Here is a 17,122-nt window from a genome sequence, read left to right on the forward strand (position 1 = left end):
ACTACTTTCACATGAAAGAGTCTTTCTGTTAACACAAAAAAAGGGCCCCGGCCTGAACCCCATTCATCCCCAACGGAGAACCGGTAAGGAAAATGTGCGGCTTAGCAGGAGAACTACGCTTCGACAATCAACCGGCCGACCTCGCGGCGGTCGAACGCATCACCCACCATCTCGCCCCCCGCGGACCCGACGCCTGGGGCTTCCACAGCGAAGGGCCAGTGGCCCTTGGCCACCGCCGGCTGAAGATCATGGACCTGGCCGAAGCCTCCGGCCAGCCGATGATCGACACCACCCTGGGCCTGTCCCTGGTGTTCAACGGCGCCATCTACAACTACCCCGAGCTGCGCAAGGAGCTGGAAGCCCTCGGCTACCGCTTCTTCTCCGGCGGCGACACCGAGGTGCTGCTCAAGGGGTACCACGCCTGGGGCAAGGAGCTGTTGCCCAAGCTCAATGGCATGTTCGCCTTCGCCATCTGGGAGCGCGACGCCCGCCGGCTGTTCATCGCCCGCGACCGCCTGGGCATCAAGCCGCTGTATCTGGCCCGGGACGACAAGCGCCTGCGCTTCGCCTCCAGCCTGCCGGCGCTGCTGCAGGGCGGCGGCGTCGACACCAGCCTGGACGCCGAGGCGCTCAACCTCTACCTGAACTTCCACGCCGTGGTGCCCGCGCCGCGCACCATCCTCAACGGCGTGCGCAAGCTGCCGCCGGCGACCTGGATGAGCATCGACGCCGATGGCCGCAGCGAGCAGCACTGCTGGTGGCGCCTGGAATACGGCTGCCGCGAGGACGAACGCGAACTGCGCCTGGAGGATTGGGAAGACCGCGTGCTGGACAGCCTGCGCGAGGCCGTGGCCATCCGCCAGCGCGCCGCCCGCGAGGTGGGCGTGCTGCTCTCCGGCGGGGTGGATTCCAGCCTGCTGGTCGGCCTGCTGCACGAGGCCGGGGTGGACGACCTGCTGACCTTCTCCATCGGCTTCGAGGATGCCGGCGGCGAGCGCGGCGACGAGTTCCGCTATTCCGACCTCATCGCCCGCCGCTACGGCACGCGCCACCACCAGCTGCGCATCGGCGAGAACGAGGTGATCGAGCAGCTGCCGGCGGCCTTCCGCGCCATGAGCGAACCCATGGTCAGCCACGACTGCATCGCCTTCTACCTGCTCGCCCGCGAGGTGTCGAAGCACTGCAAGGTGGTGCAGAGCGGCCAGGGCGCCGACGAACTCTTCGCCGGCTACCACTGGTACCCGCCCATGGTCGACGCCACCTCGCCGCTGCACGCCTACCGCGCGGCCTTCTTCGACCGCAGCCACGGCGAGTACGAAGCCACGGTGCGCCCGGCCATGCGCGTGGAGGACGTGGCCCAGGCCTTCGTCGCCGAGCACTTCGCCATGCCCGGCGCCAGCGACGCGGTGGACAAGGCGCTGCGCCTGGACAGCACCATCATGCTGGTGGACGACCCGGTCAAGCGCGTCGACAACATGACCATGGCCTGGGGCCTGGAGGCCCGCGTGCCGTTCCTCGACTACCGCCTGGCCGAACTCTCGGCGCGCATCCCGGCGCGCTTCAAGCTCGGCGACGGCGGCAAGCAGGTGCTCAAGGCCGCGGCGCGGCGGGTGATCCCCGCCGAGGTGATCGACCGGCCCAAGGGCTACTTCCCGGTGCCGGGCCTCAAGCACCTGCAGGGCAACACCCGGGCCTGGGTCAGCGAACTGCTGCTGGACCCGAGCCAGGACCGCGGCCTGTTCGAGCCGGCGCAGATCGACCGCCTGCTCGGCAGCCCGCAGGACGACCTCACCCCGTTGCGCGGCTCCAAGCTCTGGCAGCTGGCCGCCCTCAACCTCTGGCTGACCGAACAGGGACTCTGACCCAGCCAGCAGCGCGGGCCGCCGGCACCGTACCGGCGGCCCGCCCTCCAGGGAGCGAACCATGAAAAGCCATTTCAACCTGCCCCATCCGCACAACCAGCGCCTGCTGCGCGGCCAGGTGCCGACCTACCAGCGCCTGCAGGCGCGCTTTGCCGAGGACCACGAGCGGCCCGGCTGCGAGCCCCACAGCCTGCACTGCGGCTGGGGCCGGCTGCTGATCGGGCACACCTTCGCCGAACCCGACGCGCTGGCCGGCGAGCTGCTCAACGAGCGCCCCGGCGAGCGCGACATCGCCCTCTACGTGGCGGCGCCGCAGCAGGTGCTGGCCCATGCGCCGCAGCAGCTGTTCCTCGACCCCTCCGACACCCTGCGCCTGTGGTTCACCGACTACCGCCCGGCGCGCCGCTCGTTCCGCGGCTTCCGCATCCGCCGGGTACACGGCGAGGACGACTGGGCGGCGGTCAACCGCCTGTACCTGGCCCGCGGCATGCTGCCGGTGGACGCGCAGCGGCTCACCCCGCACTACCAGGGCGGGCCCACCTACTGGCTGGCCGAGGACAGCGAGACCGGCAATGCGGTCGGCGCGGTCATGGGCCTGAACCACGCCAAGGCCTTCCACGACCCCGAAGGCGGCTCCAGCCTCTGGTGCCTGGCGGTGGACCCGCAATGCAGCCGGCCCGGCGTCGGCGAGGCGCTGGTGCGCCACCTGATCGAGCACTTCATGAGCCGCGAGCTGGCCTACCTCGACCTGTCGGTGCTGCACAGCAACAAGCAGGCGAAGGCGCTGTACCGCAAGCTGGGCTTCCGCGAGCTGGCGACCTTCGCCATCAAGCGCAAGAACGGCATCAACCAGCCGCTGTTCCTCGGCCCCGGCCCCGAGCAGGGCCTGAACCCCTACGCCCGGATCATCGTCGACGAGGCCCATCGCCGCGGCATCGAAGTGCAGGTGCAGGACGCCGAGGCCGGCATCTTCAGCCTGACCCAAGGCGGCCGGCGCATCCGCTGCCGCGAGTCGCTGTGCGACCTGACCAGCGCGGTGAGCATGACCCTCTGCCAGGACAAGCGCCTGACCCACCGGGCGCTGGAACGCGCCGGCCTGAAGCAGCCGCAGCAGCGCCTGGCCGCCAGCGCCGCGGACAACGCCGCCTTCCTCGCCGAGCACGGCGCGCTGGTGGTCAAGCCGGTGGACGGCGAGCAGGGCCAGGGCGTGGCGGTGAACCTGACGCGCGCCGAAGAGGTCGAGGCCGCCATCGAACACGCCCGCCAGTTCGACGGCCGCGTGCTGCTGGAGAGCTACCACCCCGGCCAGGACCTGCGCGTGCTGGTGATCGGCTACGAAGTGGTGGCCGCCGCGGTGCGCCACCCGGCCACGGTGATCGGCGACGGCCGCCACAGCATCCGCCAGCTGATCGAGGCGCAGAGCCGCCGGCGCCAGGCCGCCACCGGCGGCGAAAGCCGCATCCCCCTGGACGGCGAGACCGAGCGCACCCTGCAGGCCGCCGGCTTCGGCTACGACGACGTGCTGCCCGAAGGCCGCCGCCTGGCCGTGCGCGGCACCGCCAACCTGCACACCGGCGGCACCCTGGAAGACGTCACCGACAAGCTCCACCCGGCCCTGCGCGAGGCCGCCATCCGCGCCGCGCGGGCGCTGGAAATCCCGGTCACCGGGCTGGACCTGCTGGTGCCCGACGTGGAGGGCGAGGACTACGTGATCATCGAAGCCAACGAGCGCCCGGGCCTGGCCAACCACGAGCCGCAGCCCACCGCCGAACGCTTCCTCGACCTGCTCTTCCCGCTCAGCCGCGAACCCCTGGACCGCGAGGTGCCCGCATGAGCCGACTGCCGCAACCGGACCTCAACTACCTGCAGCGGGTGCTGCTGGAGATGCTCGCCATCCCCAGCCCCACCGGCTTCACCGACACCATCGTGCGCTACGTCGCCGAGCGTCTGGAGGAGATCGGCATCCCCTTCGAGATGACCCGCCGCGGGACCATCCGCGCGACCCTCGCCGGCCGCCGCAACAGCCCGGACCGCGCGGTCTCAGCGCACCTGGACACCATCGGCGCCATCGTCCGCGAGATCAAGCCCAACGGCCGCCTGGCCCTGGCCCCGGTGGGCTGCTGGTCGAGCCGCTTCGCCGAAGGCAGCCGCGTCACCGTGTTCTGCGACAACGGCGTGCTGCGCGGCAGCGTGCTGCCGCTGATGGCCTCGGGGCACGCCTTCAACACCGCGGTGGACAGCCTGCCGATCAGCTGGGACCACGTCGAGCTGCGCCTGGACGCCTACACCGTGAGCCCGGCCGACAGCGCCTCGCTGGGTGTGTCCATCGGCGACTTCGTGGCCTTCGACCCGCTGCCGGAGTTCACCGACAGCGGCCACATCAGCGCCCGCCACCTGGACGACAAGGCCGGCGTGGCGGCGCTGCTGGCGGCGCTCAAGGCCATCGTCGAAAGCGGCCAGGAGCCGCCGATCGACTGCCACCCGCTGTTCACCATCACCGAGGAGATCGGCTCCGGCGCGGCGGGCGCCCTGCCCTGGGACGTCAGCGAGTTCGTCGGCATCGACATCGCCCCGGTGGCCGAGGGGCAGAACTCCAGCGAGCATGCGGTGAGCGTGGCCCTGCAGGATTCCGGCGGGCCCTACGACTACCACCTCTCGCGGCACCTGCTGCGCCTGGCCGAGCGCCACGAGGTGGCGGTGCGCCGCGACCTGTTCCGCTACTACCACAGCGACGCGCAGTCGGCGATCGAGGCCGGCCACGACATCCGCACCGCGCTGCTGGCCTTCGGCTGCGACGCCACCCACGGCTACGAGCGCACCCACATCGACAGCCTGGCCAACCTGGCGCGCCTGCTCTGCGCCTACCTGCTCAGCCCGCCGGTGTTCGACAGCGACGCCGAGCCCAAGGAAGGCGCCATCGAGCGCTTCAGCAAGCAGCTGGAACACCCGGTGCACATGGAGAGCACCACCCACGTGCAACCGGTGGGCGAGTTGCTGGACAACGGCAAGGACGACGAAAAGGGGCGCCACTGAGGCGCCCCGGACTCGCCGCCGGCGCGGCGCGCGACTAGAATCGCCGCCTGTTCCGCCGAGTGCCCGCCCATGCTGATTCCCTACGACCTGCTCGAAGCCGAGACCCTCAACAACCTGCTGGAAGACTTCGTCACCCGCGAAGGCACCGACAACGGCGACGACACGCCCCTGGCCACCCGCGTCGAACGCGCCCGCCATGCGCTCAGGCGCGGCGAGGCGGTGATCGTGTTCGATCCGGAGAGCCAGCAGTGCCAGTTGATGCTCAAGGTGGAAGTGCCGAAGGAGTGGCTGGAGAGCTGAGCGATACCCATCCTACGGGGTGTGTGGTGGTGTAGGAGCGAGCTTGCTCGCGAATGGCGCTTGTCGGGGACTTTAGGTGCTGGGCTTTGGAGCGCCCTCTCACCAGCCCTCGGCTGCGCGCCCCGCCCTGAAGGGAGAGGGGGCTTGTCCGTGCCGAGAGAGGAAATGGTTTCAGCCGGCAACCTTCGGAGTTGCCGGCTAACTCCAAAATACCCGAGCACGCCGAACGGTCCCCTCTCCCTTCAGGGAGAGGGTTAGGGAGAGGGAACAGAGGTGGGCCCGGCAGCGGAGTCACCGGGGAGCTTGTTCGCGAGCAAGCTCGCTCCTACGAAAAGCCAGCCCCCCATCAAGGCGCCAACTTCGGCCCCAGCAGCACCACGCTCGCCCCCACGATGCACAGCGCCACGCCCAGCCAGTCGCTCCACAACGGCCGGCTCTTCTCCACATACGCCAGCCAGAACAGCGACGCCGCCACGTAGATGCCGCCATAGGCCGCATAGGAACGCCCGGCATAGGCCGCCTCGACGCGGGTCAGCAGCAGGGCGAAGCACAGCAGGCTGAACAGCCCGGGAATTATCCACAGGGGCGTGCGGTCCAGGCGTAGCCAGAGGAAGAAGGCGTAGCAGCCGGCGATCTCGCAGAACGCGGCCAGGAGGAACCACAGGTAGTTGAGCATCTCGCTTTCCTTGGCGGCTCAGCCGCGCAGGCCGCCTTCGCGTTCCCAGGCGCAGCGTACCCGCAGGTCGCCTTCCTGGGGGCTGTGGAAGCCGCGTTCGGATTCCCAGCGGAAGGTGTGGCAGCCGTTGAGTTCGGTTTCCAGGTGCACCACCGCGCTGGCCCAGTACAGGCGCTTGAGCAGCGCCTCGAACTGCTCCACCCACAGGTTCCACTCGTATTCGATGGCCGGGTAGCTGGCGCCGAAGTGGATCACCTGGGACTGGTACAGGCCGGCACCTTCCTGCTCGCAGCGGCTGAACATCTCGCGGCCGAGGAACGGCCAAGCCTCGCCCATCGGCAGGCTGTCCAGCACCTTGCGGTTGGCCGCGCGGCGCAGGCGCCGCTCCATGGAGTCGCCGGGCCAGTCGCGGATGCAACCATAGACGATGGATTCGGACTGCAAGACGGTGAGACTCCCTCTGGACGACGCTGCCTTCTAGCACAGGCGCTGGCGCCACGGAAGCGCCGGGCGGCAATGTTGCGTGGCCTGGCCCGGAAAAGCGAAAGCCCCGCGATGGAGGCGGGGCTTTCACTGGGGTCCAACTTACATCGGCAGGCAGGCCGGTGAAGCAAAACTACGCTTTTGCACCGCCCTGGGCAAGCGCTGTTTTCGCTTGCACCGAAGCGGTGCAGAGACTCAGGCCAGGCTGCGCTGCTTGGCCTTCATCTTCTGCGCCATGCGCGTCATCTCGTCGTAGATCGCCTGCGGGTTCTGCTGCTTGACCTGCCAGGCCAGGCGGCCCTGCTCGTGGGGCAGGATCATGAAGCTGCCGCGCTCGACTTCCTGGTGGATGTAGTCGGCGATGTCGGCGGCGCTGATCGGCGAACCTTCCAGCAGCTTGCCCACCTGGTTCTTCATGTCCGGGCTGGGGCCGCGGAAGGAGTCCAGCAGGTTGGTCTGGAAGAACGACGGGCAGACCACGTGGACCTTCACCTCCACCAGGCTCAGCTCGGCCAGCAGGCTTTCCGACAGGGCCACCACGCCGGCCTTGGCCACGTTGTAGTTGCTCATCGCCGGGCCCTGCATCAGCGCGGCCATGGAGGCGATGTTGACGATGCGCCCCTTGCTGCGCTCCAGCAGCGGCAGGAAGGCCTTGCAGCCCTTGACCACGCCCATCAGGTTGATGGAGATCTGCCAGTCCCAGTCTTCCAGCGACAGCTCCTCGAAGAAGCCGCCGGAGGCCACGCCGGCATTGTTGACGATGACGTCGATGCCGCCGAGCTTCTCCTCGCAGGCCTGGGCCAGCGCCGTCAGCTGGCTGTAGTCGCGCACGTCGCAGCGCTGGGTGAAGCCGTCGCCGCCGGCCTCGCGCACCAGGCGCAGGGTTTCGGCCAGGCCGTCGTCGTTGATGTCGGCCAGGGCCAGGCGCCAGCCTTCGCGGGCCCAGCGCAGGGCGATTTCGCGGCCCAGGCCGGAACCGGCGCCGGTGATCATCATGCGGTTTTGCATAGGGGGGTTGCCTTGTCTTGTCCGGGGAATTGTCCGGCAGTGTAGCCAAGGGCCCGCCCGCGCTGCGCTTTAATCAGGCTGCTGAATGGCGCCGGCAAACCGGCGCCACAGCCAGGTAAGGCGCGGCCTTCAGAACAATGGAAGCAGCAGACAGGAAAGCTTCCCGAGAACCAGAGCGACGCCCGCGAAGATCAGCACGAAGGCCGCGCAATTGACCTTCTCGCGACGCAGGCCGGCGAACGAATGCACGCGGTAGCGCAACAGGAAGAAACCCAGCGCCAGCAGCAGGGCCGGGGCGAAATAGACGAACTGCCAGTAGCGTTGCGGATCGCTCTCCCGCGCCAGCCAGTCCGCCGCCGGCAGCGCCACCAGGCCACTGAGCAACTGGCCGAGCAGCCACAGGCTGCCCAGGGCGACCAGTACGACTCCGAGCATTCCCTTTCCCCCGTCCTGCAAAAGGCCATCATGGTAGGGCGTGGGCGGACGGCGGGCTGTGTCCTGGATCACTTTGCGCACCTTGCGCCGGCGGCGAACCGCAAAGGGTTCACGCTATACGTAGCCCAGCAGGAGCATGACCAGCAGCACCACCAGGACCACGCCGAGGATCCCCGAGGGCCCGTAGCCCCAGCTGCGCGAATAGGGATACACCGGCAGGCCGCCGATGAGCAGAAGGATGAGGATGACCAGCAGAATGGTTCCCATGGTGCGCCTCCCGTAGGCAGTCGGACGGCACGCCGGCAATGCCGGCCCGCGTCCGCGGAACGGGCAGCGCACGGGCTGCCCACCTGCTATTGGGACTGGCGCCGCAACGCCGGGATTCAGTTTTTCTGCGCCGCGGGCTCAGTGCTGCAGGTCGGGCAGCGAGCCCTTGCGCAGGCGCAGGAACATCAGCGCCACGCTGCGCGCATCGCCCAGCGCGGTGTGGCGGCCTTCCACGGGAATGCCCAGGGTGCGCGCCAGGGTGTCGAAGCGCAGGTCCAGGTGCAGGTCCGGGTAGCGCCGCGCCATCTTGCGCTGGTACAGCGCGGAGACCTCGATACGCGGGTTGCCCAGGGCCTCGCCCAGGCGCTCGCGCAGGTGGCGGCGCAGCACGGCGACGTCGAACGACAGGTAGTAGCCCAGCAGCGGGCGGTCGCCGATGAAGGCCAGCGTCCGGCGCAGCGCCTCGTCCAGCGGCAGCTGGCCTTCGAGGTCGGCGCGGCGCAGCTTGTGGATGCGGATCGACTCGCCGTCGAGGCTGGCCGGCGGCTCCACCAGCAGCTCCAGGCGCTCGCCGAGCACCAGCTTGCCGCGGCGGATGAGCACCGCGCCTATGCTGAGGATGTCCGCCTTGCGCGGGTCGAGGCTGGTGGTCTCCAGGTCCAGGGAGACGATCTCCTCGGCCTCCTCCGGGGCGTGCAGGCACCAGTACAGCCGGCGGCGCCAGCCGGACCAGTGATGGTCGGGAATCTTCACCAGGGCGTTCATCGGCTCTCCAGGTGGAACTGCCGTTCCAGGCTCTGCTTGAACTTCTTCACCGCATGCAGCCCGAAGCGCAGCATGTCGCGCTCGTGGCGGCTCAGGCGGGCGACGTCCAGGCCCTGCTGGCGGCCGTCGCGCTCGCCGGCCAGTTGCTGGACCAGGCGCAGTTGCAGGAACAGCTCGAAGGCTTCGGCGAGGTTCTCCGCCAGGCCCTCGTCGAGCACGCCGCGCGCCTTCAGCGCTTCCAGCCGGGCCAGGCTGCCGCGCGCCTCCAGTCCCTCGCGCAGGGCCAGCACGCGGCAGCCGTGGACGATGGGGAAGATGCCGCCGCGCTTGATGTCCAGGTGTTCTTCGCGGGTCTTCAGCTGGCCGAGGAAGGTCAGCGGAGTGTCGAACTGCAGGGCCGCCACGGCGATGTCCGCCAGCCAGCGCTCGCCGTCCGCGGCGAAGCCCAGCAGGCCCTGGCGCAGGCCGTCGAACAGCTGGCGGTTGCCGGCCACCGGCCAGGCGTCGGCGAGGATCGACAGGCGCAGCAGCTGTTCCGGGCGCCCCTCCAGGGCCGTGGCATTCAGCTCGCGCTGCCAGGCGGCCAGCGGCTTGCACCACTGCGCGTGGCTGGCCATGACGCCGCCGGGGCACGGCGGGTAGCCGCAGGCCAGCAGTGCTTCGCTGAAGCGCTGCATCAGCGCCAGGGCCTGTTCCTGGGGGAAGTCGTCGGCGAGGATCAGGGCGTTGTCCTGGTCGGTCTTGAGCAGTTGCTCGCCGCGGCCTTCGCTGCCCATCACCACCAGGCAGCAGCGGCTGCGCAGCGGCGCCGGTATCAAGAGTTCGAAGAGGCGTTCGAGCAATTGCTCGTTGAGCGCGCCGACCAGTTGCATGATGAAGCGCAGGCGGATGCCGTTGCCGGCCAGGGTGGCGATCAGGGTGTGCAGCGTCTCGGCGGCGCCGCGCAGTTCCTCCTCGGTCTCGGCGCGGGCGATGCGCAGCGCCAGGACGTGGGAATGGGTGGAGAACAGGCTGAGCACCTGGGTCAGGTGCAACAGGCCGACCACTTCGCCGTCCTCGTGCACCGCGACGCGCTCGATGCGCAGGCGCGTCATGAGGATCATGGCGTCGAACAGGAAGTCGCCCAGCTCGACACTGGCCAGCGGGCCGTGGGCGAGCGGGCCGATGGCCTCGTCCTCGGCGCGGCCGTCGCGGAAGTGCGCGCGCATCAGGTCGGTGCGGGTGACGATGCCCAACTCGCCGCCACTGCGCACCAGCAGGGCATCGGCGCCATGGCTGAGCTGCAGGCGCGCGGCGTCGCCCAGGGGCAGCCCGGCGTCCACTTCGATGGCCGGCAGCAGGTGCTCGCGGGCGATGCGGGTCAGGATGAATTCGGCCAGGTTCTGCCCGTCGCGCCGCGCCAATTGGCGCTTGGCCGCGAGGTCGGCCTGGAAGAAGCGGGCGAAGACGGGGTTGTCGCCGCACAGCTGGTGGAAGGTGCTGGCCGGCAGTTCGTAGAGGATGCTCTCCTCCACCGCGCGGTAGGCGTGCTTGCTGCTGCCGGAGAACAGCCCGCGGATGTCGAACAGGTCGTCGCCGGCGTACTGGGCGAACAAACGGCCGTCCTCGCCGCGCTCCTCCACCACGCCCTTGAGCACGATGAACAGGCAGGGCACCGCCGCGCCGGCTTCGAGCACGGTCTCGCCACTGGTGTAGTAGGCGACGCTCAGGGCCTCGGCGAAGGCCTGGCGCTCGCCCGCGCGCAACTGGTCGAAAGGCGGCGCGGAGAAGTTGAAGCTCTCGGGCATCGCGAGCCCCTTGTGGCAGTGCGAAAAAGGCGAAGCCGGAGGCGAGCCTCCGGCTTCGTCGGGTCAGCCGCGAGGCATCAGTGGGCTACTGCGCCACTGGCGCCCAGGCCGGTCTGCGAGCGGATGAACTGCGGGAAGAAGCGTGCGCGCTCCTCGTCCGCCGCCGCCGACTTGTCGGTGATGGAGAAGAACCAGATGCCGACGAAGGCCACGGCCATGGAGAACAGCGCCGGGTATTCGAACGGGTAGATGGCTTTCTCGTGGCCGAGGATCTGCACCCAGATGGTCGGGCCGAGGATCATCAGCACCACCGCGGTGATCAGGCCCAGCCAGCCGCCGATCATGGCGCCGCGGGTGGTCAGCTTCTTCCAGTACATCGAGAGCAGCAGCACCGGGAAGTTGCAGCTGGCGGCGATGGAGAAGGCCAGGCCGACCATGAAGGCGATGTTCTGCTTCTCGAACAGGATGCCGAGGACGATCGCGACCACGCCCAGAGCGACGGTGGTGATCTTCGACACGCGCAGCTCGTCCTTCTCGTTGGCCTTGCCGCCCTTGATCACGCTGGCGTACAGGTCGTGGGACACCGCCGAGGCACCGGCCAGGGTCAGGCCGGCGACCACCGCGAGGATGGTGGCGAAGGCCACCGCGGAGATGAAGCCGAGGAACAGGCTGCCGCCCACGGCGTCGGCCAGGTGCACGGCGGCCATGTTGTTGCCGCCGATCAGGGCGCCGGCGGCGTCCTTGAAGGCCGGGTTGGTGCTCACCAGCACGATGGCGCCGAAGCCGATGATGAAGGTCAGGATGTAGAAGTAGCCGATGAAACCGGTGGCGAAGAACACCGACTTGCGGGCTTCCTTGGCGTCACTGACGGTGAAGAAGCGCATCAGGATGTGCGGCAGGCCGGCGGTGCCGAACATCAGCGCGAAGCCCAGGGAGAAGGCCGAGATCGGGTCCTTCACCAGGCCGCCGGGGCTCATGATGGCCTCGCCCTTGGGGTGTACCTTGATGGCTTCGGAGAACAGCGCGCTGATGTCGAAGTTGACGTGCTTGAGCACCATGATCGCCATGAAGGAAGCGCCGCACAGCAGCAGCACGGCCTTGATGATCTGTACCCAGGTGGTGGCCAGCATGCCGCCGAACAGCACGTAGAGCACCATCAGGATGCCGACCATGACCACCGCGACGTGGTAGTTCAGGCCGAACAGCAGTTCAATCAGCTTGCCGGCGCCGACCATCTGCGCGATCAGGTAGAAGGCCACCACCACCAGCGAGCCGCAGGCGGACAGGGTGCGGATGTCCTTCTGCTTGAGGCGGTAGGAGGCCACGTCGGCGAAGGTGTACTTGCCGAGGTTGCGCAGGCGCTCGGCGATCAGGAAGAGGATGATCGGCCAGCCCACGAGGAAGCCGATGGAGTAGATCAGGCCGTCGTAGCCGGAGGTGAACACCAGCGCGGAAATCCCCAGGAAGGACGCGGCGGACATGTAGTCGCCGGCGATCGCCAGGCCGTTCTGGAAGCCGGTGATGCTGCCGCCTGCGGTGTAGAAGTCGGCGGCCGACTTGCTGCGCTTGGAGGCCCAGTAGGTGATGCACAGGGTGAAGCCGACGAAGGCGACGAACATGACGATCGCCGAGACGTTGATCGGCTGGCGCTGCACATCGCCGGTCAGGGCGTCGGCCCAGAGGGCGGGGGCGAAGGCGGCCAGGCCGAGGGCCGCGAACAGGCGGGCGATCATTGCTGGACCTCCTTGAGGACTTCCTGGTTCAGGCGGTCGAACTCGCCATTGGCGCGGCGCACGTAGATGCCGGTGAGGACGAAGGCGGACAGAATCAGCCCGACGCCCAGGGGAATGCCCCAGGTCACCGAGGAATCGGGGCTCACCTTGGTGCCCAGCACTTGTGGTTCGAATGCGATCAGCAGGATGAAGGCCACGTACAGGCCCAGCATGATCAGTGAGAGCAGCCAGGCGAATCGCTCGCGTTTGGCCACCAGTTCCTTGAAGCGCGGATTGGTATCAATCCGCTGGTAGATGCTGTCGTTCATTTTGTTCTTGTCCTCACAGCGGGGGATGACGCGGATGTCGTCGATCCCCACTTTAGGACTCTGGTGCAAGGCCTCCAGACGACTTTAGTCGTAGCGGGCTGGGAGGTGCTGGCTAGAGCCTTCGGCGCAGAAATGGCGGAGGTACCTGTAGGAGCGAGCTTGCTCGCGAATGGGGTTTGCCGGGAGTTATGGTGCTGGGTTCAAGGGCGCCCTCACCCCAGCCCTCTCCCAGAGGGAGAGGGGGCCGTTCGGAGTGGCTTGCCAGTCCGGCACCCTCCTCCACTCCCGTCATTTGCCGACCGCGCCAGGGTGATTTTCGTAGGATGGGTTGAGCCTTGCCGGCCACGCCGTGGGGCTCTTCGTAGGAGCCGCTCCTACGCCGCCCACCCACACCATTCCCATGTAGGAGCGCGCCCTGCGCGCGAAATCGCGGGCAGGGCCCGCTCAGTTCCAGGAAGGCCGGGCGTAGGAGCGGACCTTGTCCGCGATTGGATTCGCCGGCCACGCCAGGCGCCCCGGTGGCACGAACAGCCCCCAACAAACAAAAAAGCCGCTTCCCCCAAAAGGGAAGCGGCTCTCCTCACAACCTCCACCGACCCGGCAGCAACCTACCGCCAGGCCAGGCAAAGCCTTACTGCGTCCACTCCTTCACCCGGTCCGGATGGCTGGCCACCCACTGCTTGGCCGCCGCCTCGGGCTTGGCGCCGTCCTGGATAGCGAGCATCACCTGGCCGATCTCCGCGCCGTCCTTCCACTGCAGCTTCTTCAGCAGCGCCCAGACTTCCGGGGCCTTCTTCTCCAGCGCCGGGTTGGCCACGCTGTCGACGTGCTCTTCCTCGCCGTAGACCTTCTTCGGATCATCGAGGAACTTCAGCTTCCACTTGGCAAACATCCAGTGCGGAATCCAGCCGGTCACCGCCACCGCCTTCTTGTCGTTCTCGGCGCGGGTCAGCTCGGCGATCATGCCGCTGCCGGAGCTGGCCACCAGCTTGTAGTCCAGGCCGTAGTCCTTGATCGCCTGGTCGGTCTTGAGCATCACCCCGGCACCGGCGTCGATGCCGACGATGCGGCCGCCGAAGTCGTCCTTCATCGCCTTGAGGTCTTCGATGCTGTTGGCCTTGACGTACTCCGGCACGATCAGGCCGATCTTCGCCCCGGGGTAGTTGACGCCCAGGTCGACCACCTGGTCCTTCATCTTCGCGTAGTAGGCGCCGTGGGTCACCGGCAGCCACGCCGAGAGCATGGCGTCGAGCTTGCCGCGGGCCACGCCCTGCCACATGATCCCGGCCGCCACCGGCATCAGCTTGACCGGGTAGCCGAGCTTCTCGCGGATCACTTCGGCGGCCACGTGGGTGGTCGCCACGCTGTCCGACCAGCCATCCACGTAGCCGATGGTGATCTCCGGCTTGGCCGCCGCACCAGCCAGGCCCGCTGCCGCCGACAGCACGAGCCCCGCACCCAGGCCCATCAGTCGTCGCATCATTCGCATAAGAGTCTCCCCTTGTTCTAGGTTCACCGGAACGAGCGCTCCGGGACGGTCTTGGCCGCCCCTCCATCATCTGCGCGAGGGGCTGGCGGGCTGCTCCGAGAACGACGCGCAACCTGCCGGTACGCGACAACGACTGTCCAATTACGACAACCACGGAGCATTTACGACATGCTCGTGTCCCCCACTGATGCCAGAGAGCCATCCCACGCTCGTCTGCGCAGACGCCGGAGGCGGGGCATTGCTAAGATGCGCGACCTGCTCGAAAGCACTGCGCCCATGCCCAGATTCCAGCGCCATCCTTTTTCAGCCTACTGTCTCGGTCTGCTCCTGGCCACCCTTGCCCTCTGCGCCACCTGGTACCTGCAAGGCCGCGCCATCGTCCTGCCCGACGCCGCCGGCCCCACGCACAAGCTGCAGTGCGCCTCCTACAGCCCCTTCGGCAAGGACCAGTCGCCCTTCGACCAGCCCTTCACCCTGCGCCCGGCGCAGATGGACGCCGACCTGGCGCTGCTGGCGACGCGCTTCACCTGCGTGCGCACCTATTCCATGAGCGGCCTGGAGGGCATTCCCGAGCTGGCCCGCAAGCATGGCCTGAAGCTGATCCTCGGCGCCTGGATCAACGCCATCCCCGCCGACAGCGAACGCGAGGTGCAGAAGCTGATAGCGGCGGCCAACGCCTACCCCGACGTGGTCCAGGCGGTAATCGTCGGCAACGAGACGCTGCTGCGCCAGGAGGTCACCAGCAAGTACCTCGAAGGCCTGCTGGCGCGGGTGAAGAGCCAGGTGCGCCAGCCGGTGTCCTACGCCGAGGTCTGGGAATACTGGCTCAAGCACCCGCAGTTGGCCGGCGGCGTCGACTTCATCACCCTGCACCTGCTGCCCTACTGGGACAACCAGCCCAGCGGCATCGACGGCGCCCTGGAGCACGTCGCGGACATCCGCCGGCGCTTCGACCAGGCCTTCCCCGGCAAGGCCATCCTGATCGGCGAGACCGGCTGGCCCAGCGAGGGCCGCCAGCGCCAGACCGCCCTGCCCAGCCGCGTCAACGAGGCGCGCTACATCCGCGATTTCGTGCGCCTGGCCGAGGAACACGGCTGGCGCTACAACCTGATCGAGGCCTTCGACCAGCCGTGGAAGCGCCGCATCGAAGGCGCCGTGGGCGGCTACTGGGGCCTGTTCGACGCCGACCGGCAGGACAAGAACGTGCTCGCCGGGCCGGTTTCCAACCAGCCGGACTGGCCGCGCTGGCTGACCTTGTCGCTGGCGCTGTGGGGCGCCGCCCTGCTGCTCGGCGGCCGCCCGGCCCACGCCCGTGACGCCCTGCTGCAACCGCTGGCCGCCGCCCTCGGCGCTGCCTGCGTCGGCCTGTGGGGCGCCCAGGCCCAAGTGATCTGCACCTTCCTCGACGAATGGCTGTGGGCGGCCTACCTGGTGCTGCTCAACCTGCTGGTGCTGCTGCACCTCTCCCTGGCGCTGGGCGCCGGGGCCGGTTGGCGCGCACGCCTGCTGGCCTGGCTGGAAGCCCGCGGCGGCTGGTGGCTGCTGGCCAGCGGCTTCGCCGGCGCGGTGTGGATGCTGGCCCTGGTGTTCGACGCGCGCTACCGCAACTTCCCCAATGCGGCGCTGCTGTTCCCGGCGCTGGTCTACCTCTGCCGGCCGGCGACCGCGCCACGCCGCGAGGCTAGCCTGCTGGCGCTGCTGATCGCCGCGGGCATCGTCCCGCAACTCGTGCTGGAAGGGCTGGGCAACCGCCAGGCGTTGATCTGGGCGGGGATCGCCCTGCTGCTCGCCGGCGCCCTGTGGCGCGGCCTGCGCCAGGAAAGGTGCGTGACGGCCGCAGCCTCGGCCCCGGCCGCCTGATTCAGGCCCGCGCCGGGCGCGGCTGGCGCACCAGGCGCAGCCCGGCCAGCACCACGGCGAACACCGCCATGCTCACGCTGTAGAACACCAGCGCCAGCAGGCCGACGAACAGCGCCAGGGCCGCCAGCCACCAGCCGATGCGCCCTGGCAGCAGAAAGGCCGGCACGGACGCCGCCAGCGCCGCCTGGCCGAACACCCCGAAATGGATCAGCAGGCCCAGCCCGGAGCGCGCCTGGCACGCCCACAGCGCCGCATCGTCGGCGCACACGTCCACCCAACTGCCGTTTTCCAGCAGGCCGAAGCGCACGCCATAGCAGGCGGCCAGCCAGAGGGCGACGAGGCAGAGCAGGATCAGCGATGAACGTGAGGGCATGGCGCCATTTTCCGCGGGCGAAGGGCGCCCAGCATAACCAGCGCGGGGGGCGATGCAAGAGGCACAGGCCCCCTGGCGTGGGCGGCTGCAGCCGTTGCGCATAACCCACCGCCGAGGTTGCCAGCGCCGGGCCGGCACGGCATGCTCGGCGGTCCGCTTCACCAGGAGATGAGCATGTCCCGCATCCAGCTGCGCCCCGCCCGCCCCGACGACGTCCCGCTGATCCTCGAGTTGATCGCCGAGCTGGCCGACTACGAACGCCTGTCCCACGAGAACAAGGCCGACGCCGGGCGCATGCACGAGCACCTGTTCGGCCCGCGCCCCTACGCCGAGGTGCTGATCGGCGAGGTGGACGGCGTCGGCGCCGGCTTCGCGCTGTTCTTCCACAACTACTCCACCTGGCTGAGCCAGCCCGGCATCTACCTCGAAGACCTCTACGTGCGCCCCAGCGCCCGTGGCCTGGGCCTGGGCAAGGCGCTGCTGAGCGAACTGGCGCGCCTGGCGGTGGAACGCAAGTGCGGGCGCCTGGAGTGGTCGGTGCTGGACTGGAACGAACCGGCCATCGGCTTCTACCGCAGCCTGGGCGCCGTGCCCCTGGACGAATGGACCGTCTACCGCCTGGCCGGCGATGCCCTCGCCCGCCTCGGCCGGCGCGACTGAACGACCACCCTGGAGGATTCCGGACGCGTCCTACAGCACTTGTAGAACTTGCACTTGTCACAGTGCTCGGTTTCACTGCATTT

General features: G+C 68.7%; 17 protein-coding genes. 6 read left to right on the plus strand and 11 right to left on the minus strand.

Annotation, left to right across the window (positions count from 1 at the left end):
* The first annotated feature begins 92 nt into the window (after positions 1-92).
* The 4 genes from QSJ95_RS22275 to QSJ95_RS22290 all read left to right on the plus strand — a co-directional run bounded on the left by QSJ95_RS22275 (position 93) and on the right by QSJ95_RS22290 (position 5,195).
* Positions 93-1,862 (plus strand): N-acetylglutaminylglutamine amidotransferase, encoded by a 1,770-nt coding sequence (locus QSJ95_RS22275; RefSeq protein ID WP_285645363.1) that lies wholly within the window; start codon positions 93-95, stop codon positions 1,860-1,862.
* Positions 1,863-1,923: 61 nt separating this feature from the next.
* On the plus strand, positions 1,924-3,696 hold the full coding sequence (gene ngg, locus QSJ95_RS22280) for an N-acetylglutaminylglutamine synthetase (RefSeq protein ID WP_069861243.1): 1,773 nt from the start codon (positions 1,924-1,926) through the stop codon (positions 3,694-3,696).
* Positions 3,693-4,895, plus strand: a complete 1,203-nt coding sequence (locus QSJ95_RS22285) for an osmoprotectant NAGGN system M42 family peptidase (protein WP_043315663.1) — start codon at positions 3,693-3,695, stop codon at positions 4,893-4,895. The genes ngg and QSJ95_RS22285 overlap by 4 nt, the downstream gene beginning before the upstream one ends.
* Positions 4,896-4,964: 69 nt before the next feature.
* Positions 4,965-5,195, plus strand: a complete 231-nt coding sequence (locus QSJ95_RS22290) for a YheU family protein (RefSeq protein ID WP_043315660.1) — start codon at positions 4,965-4,967, stop codon at positions 5,193-5,195.
* A gap of 346 nt (positions 5,196-5,541) precedes the next feature.
* Here QSJ95_RS22290 and QSJ95_RS22295 read toward each other — a convergent pair whose 3' ends face one another.
* The 10 genes from QSJ95_RS22295 to QSJ95_RS22340 form a co-directional block, all read right to left on the minus strand.
* Positions 5,542-5,871, minus strand: coding sequence for a YnfA family protein (locus QSJ95_RS22295; RefSeq protein WP_009620480.1), 330 nt, complete (start codon positions 5,869-5,871; stop codon positions 5,542-5,544).
* Positions 5,872-5,889: 18 nt separating this feature from the next.
* Positions 5,890-6,315, minus strand: a complete 426-nt coding sequence (locus QSJ95_RS22300; protein WP_009620481.1) for a hypothetical protein — start codon at positions 6,313-6,315, stop codon at positions 5,890-5,892.
* Positions 6,316-6,549: 234 nt separating this feature from the next.
* The gene (locus QSJ95_RS22305; RefSeq protein ID WP_285645367.1) at positions 6,550-7,362 is read right to left on the minus strand and encodes an SDR family oxidoreductase; all 813 of its coding nucleotides are present in this window, start codon (positions 7,360-7,362) and stop codon (positions 6,550-6,552) included.
* A gap of 129 nt (positions 7,363-7,491) precedes the next feature.
* Positions 7,492-7,797, minus strand: coding sequence for a hypothetical protein (locus QSJ95_RS22310; RefSeq protein ID WP_009620483.1), 306 nt, complete (start codon positions 7,795-7,797; stop codon positions 7,492-7,494).
* Positions 7,798-7,911: 114 nt separating this feature from the next.
* The gene (locus tag QSJ95_RS22315) at positions 7,912-8,064 is read right to left on the minus strand and encodes a DUF3309 family protein (protein ID WP_009620484.1); all 153 of its coding nucleotides are present in this window, start codon (positions 8,062-8,064) and stop codon (positions 7,912-7,914) included.
* 138 nt (positions 8,065-8,202) lie between these two features.
* On the minus strand, positions 8,203-8,829 hold the full coding sequence (locus tag QSJ95_RS22320; RefSeq protein ID WP_009620486.1) for a 3'-5' exonuclease: 627 nt from the start codon (positions 8,827-8,829) through the stop codon (positions 8,203-8,205).
* Positions 8,826-10,616 (minus strand): DUF294 nucleotidyltransferase-like domain-containing protein, encoded by a 1,791-nt coding sequence (locus QSJ95_RS22325; protein WP_285645369.1) that lies wholly within the window; start codon positions 10,614-10,616, stop codon positions 8,826-8,828. The genes QSJ95_RS22320 and QSJ95_RS22325 overlap by 4 nt, the downstream gene beginning before the upstream one ends.
* 77 nt (positions 10,617-10,693) lie before the next feature.
* Entirely contained in the window at positions 10,694-12,349 is a 1,656-nt protein-coding gene (locus tag QSJ95_RS22330) for a cation acetate symporter (RefSeq protein WP_285645371.1), read from the minus strand.
* On the minus strand, positions 12,346-12,657 hold the full coding sequence (locus tag QSJ95_RS22335) for a DUF485 domain-containing protein (protein ID WP_024128557.1): 312 nt from the start codon (positions 12,655-12,657) through the stop codon (positions 12,346-12,348). Before QSJ95_RS22335 ends, QSJ95_RS22330 begins: the two co-directional genes overlap by 4 nt.
* 631 nt (positions 12,658-13,288) lie before the next feature.
* Positions 13,289-14,146 (minus strand): glycine betaine ABC transporter substrate-binding protein, encoded by an 858-nt coding sequence (locus tag QSJ95_RS22340; protein ID WP_064583910.1) that lies wholly within the window; start codon positions 14,144-14,146, stop codon positions 13,289-13,291.
* A gap of 276 nt (positions 14,147-14,422) precedes the next feature.
* Between QSJ95_RS22340 and QSJ95_RS22345 the strand changes: the two genes are divergently transcribed.
* A complete protein-coding gene (locus QSJ95_RS22345; RefSeq protein ID WP_285645376.1) occupies positions 14,423-16,006 on the plus strand; it encodes a glycoside hydrolase family 17 protein in 1,584 nt (527 codons plus the stop codon).
* A gap of 1 nt (position 16,007) precedes the next feature.
* Here QSJ95_RS22345 and QSJ95_RS22350 read toward each other — a convergent pair whose 3' ends face one another.
* Complete coding sequence (locus tag QSJ95_RS22350; protein ID WP_074981602.1) at positions 16,008-16,379, minus strand: hypothetical protein; 372 nt, start codon at positions 16,377-16,379, stop codon at positions 16,008-16,010.
* A gap of 174 nt (positions 16,380-16,553) precedes the next feature.
* Here QSJ95_RS22350 and QSJ95_RS22355 point away from each other — a divergent pair, with 174 nt between their 5' ends.
* Complete coding sequence (locus QSJ95_RS22355) at positions 16,554-17,039, plus strand: GNAT family N-acetyltransferase (RefSeq protein WP_009620500.1); 486 nt, start codon at positions 16,554-16,556, stop codon at positions 17,037-17,039.
* The last annotated feature ends 83 nt before the right edge of the window (positions 17,040-17,122 follow it).

The sequence above is a fragment of the Pseudomonas sp. NBRC 100443 genome (assembly GCF_030268185.1).
Lineage (GTDB): Bacteria > Pseudomonadota > Gammaproteobacteria > Pseudomonadales > Pseudomonadaceae > Pseudomonas > Pseudomonas citronellolis.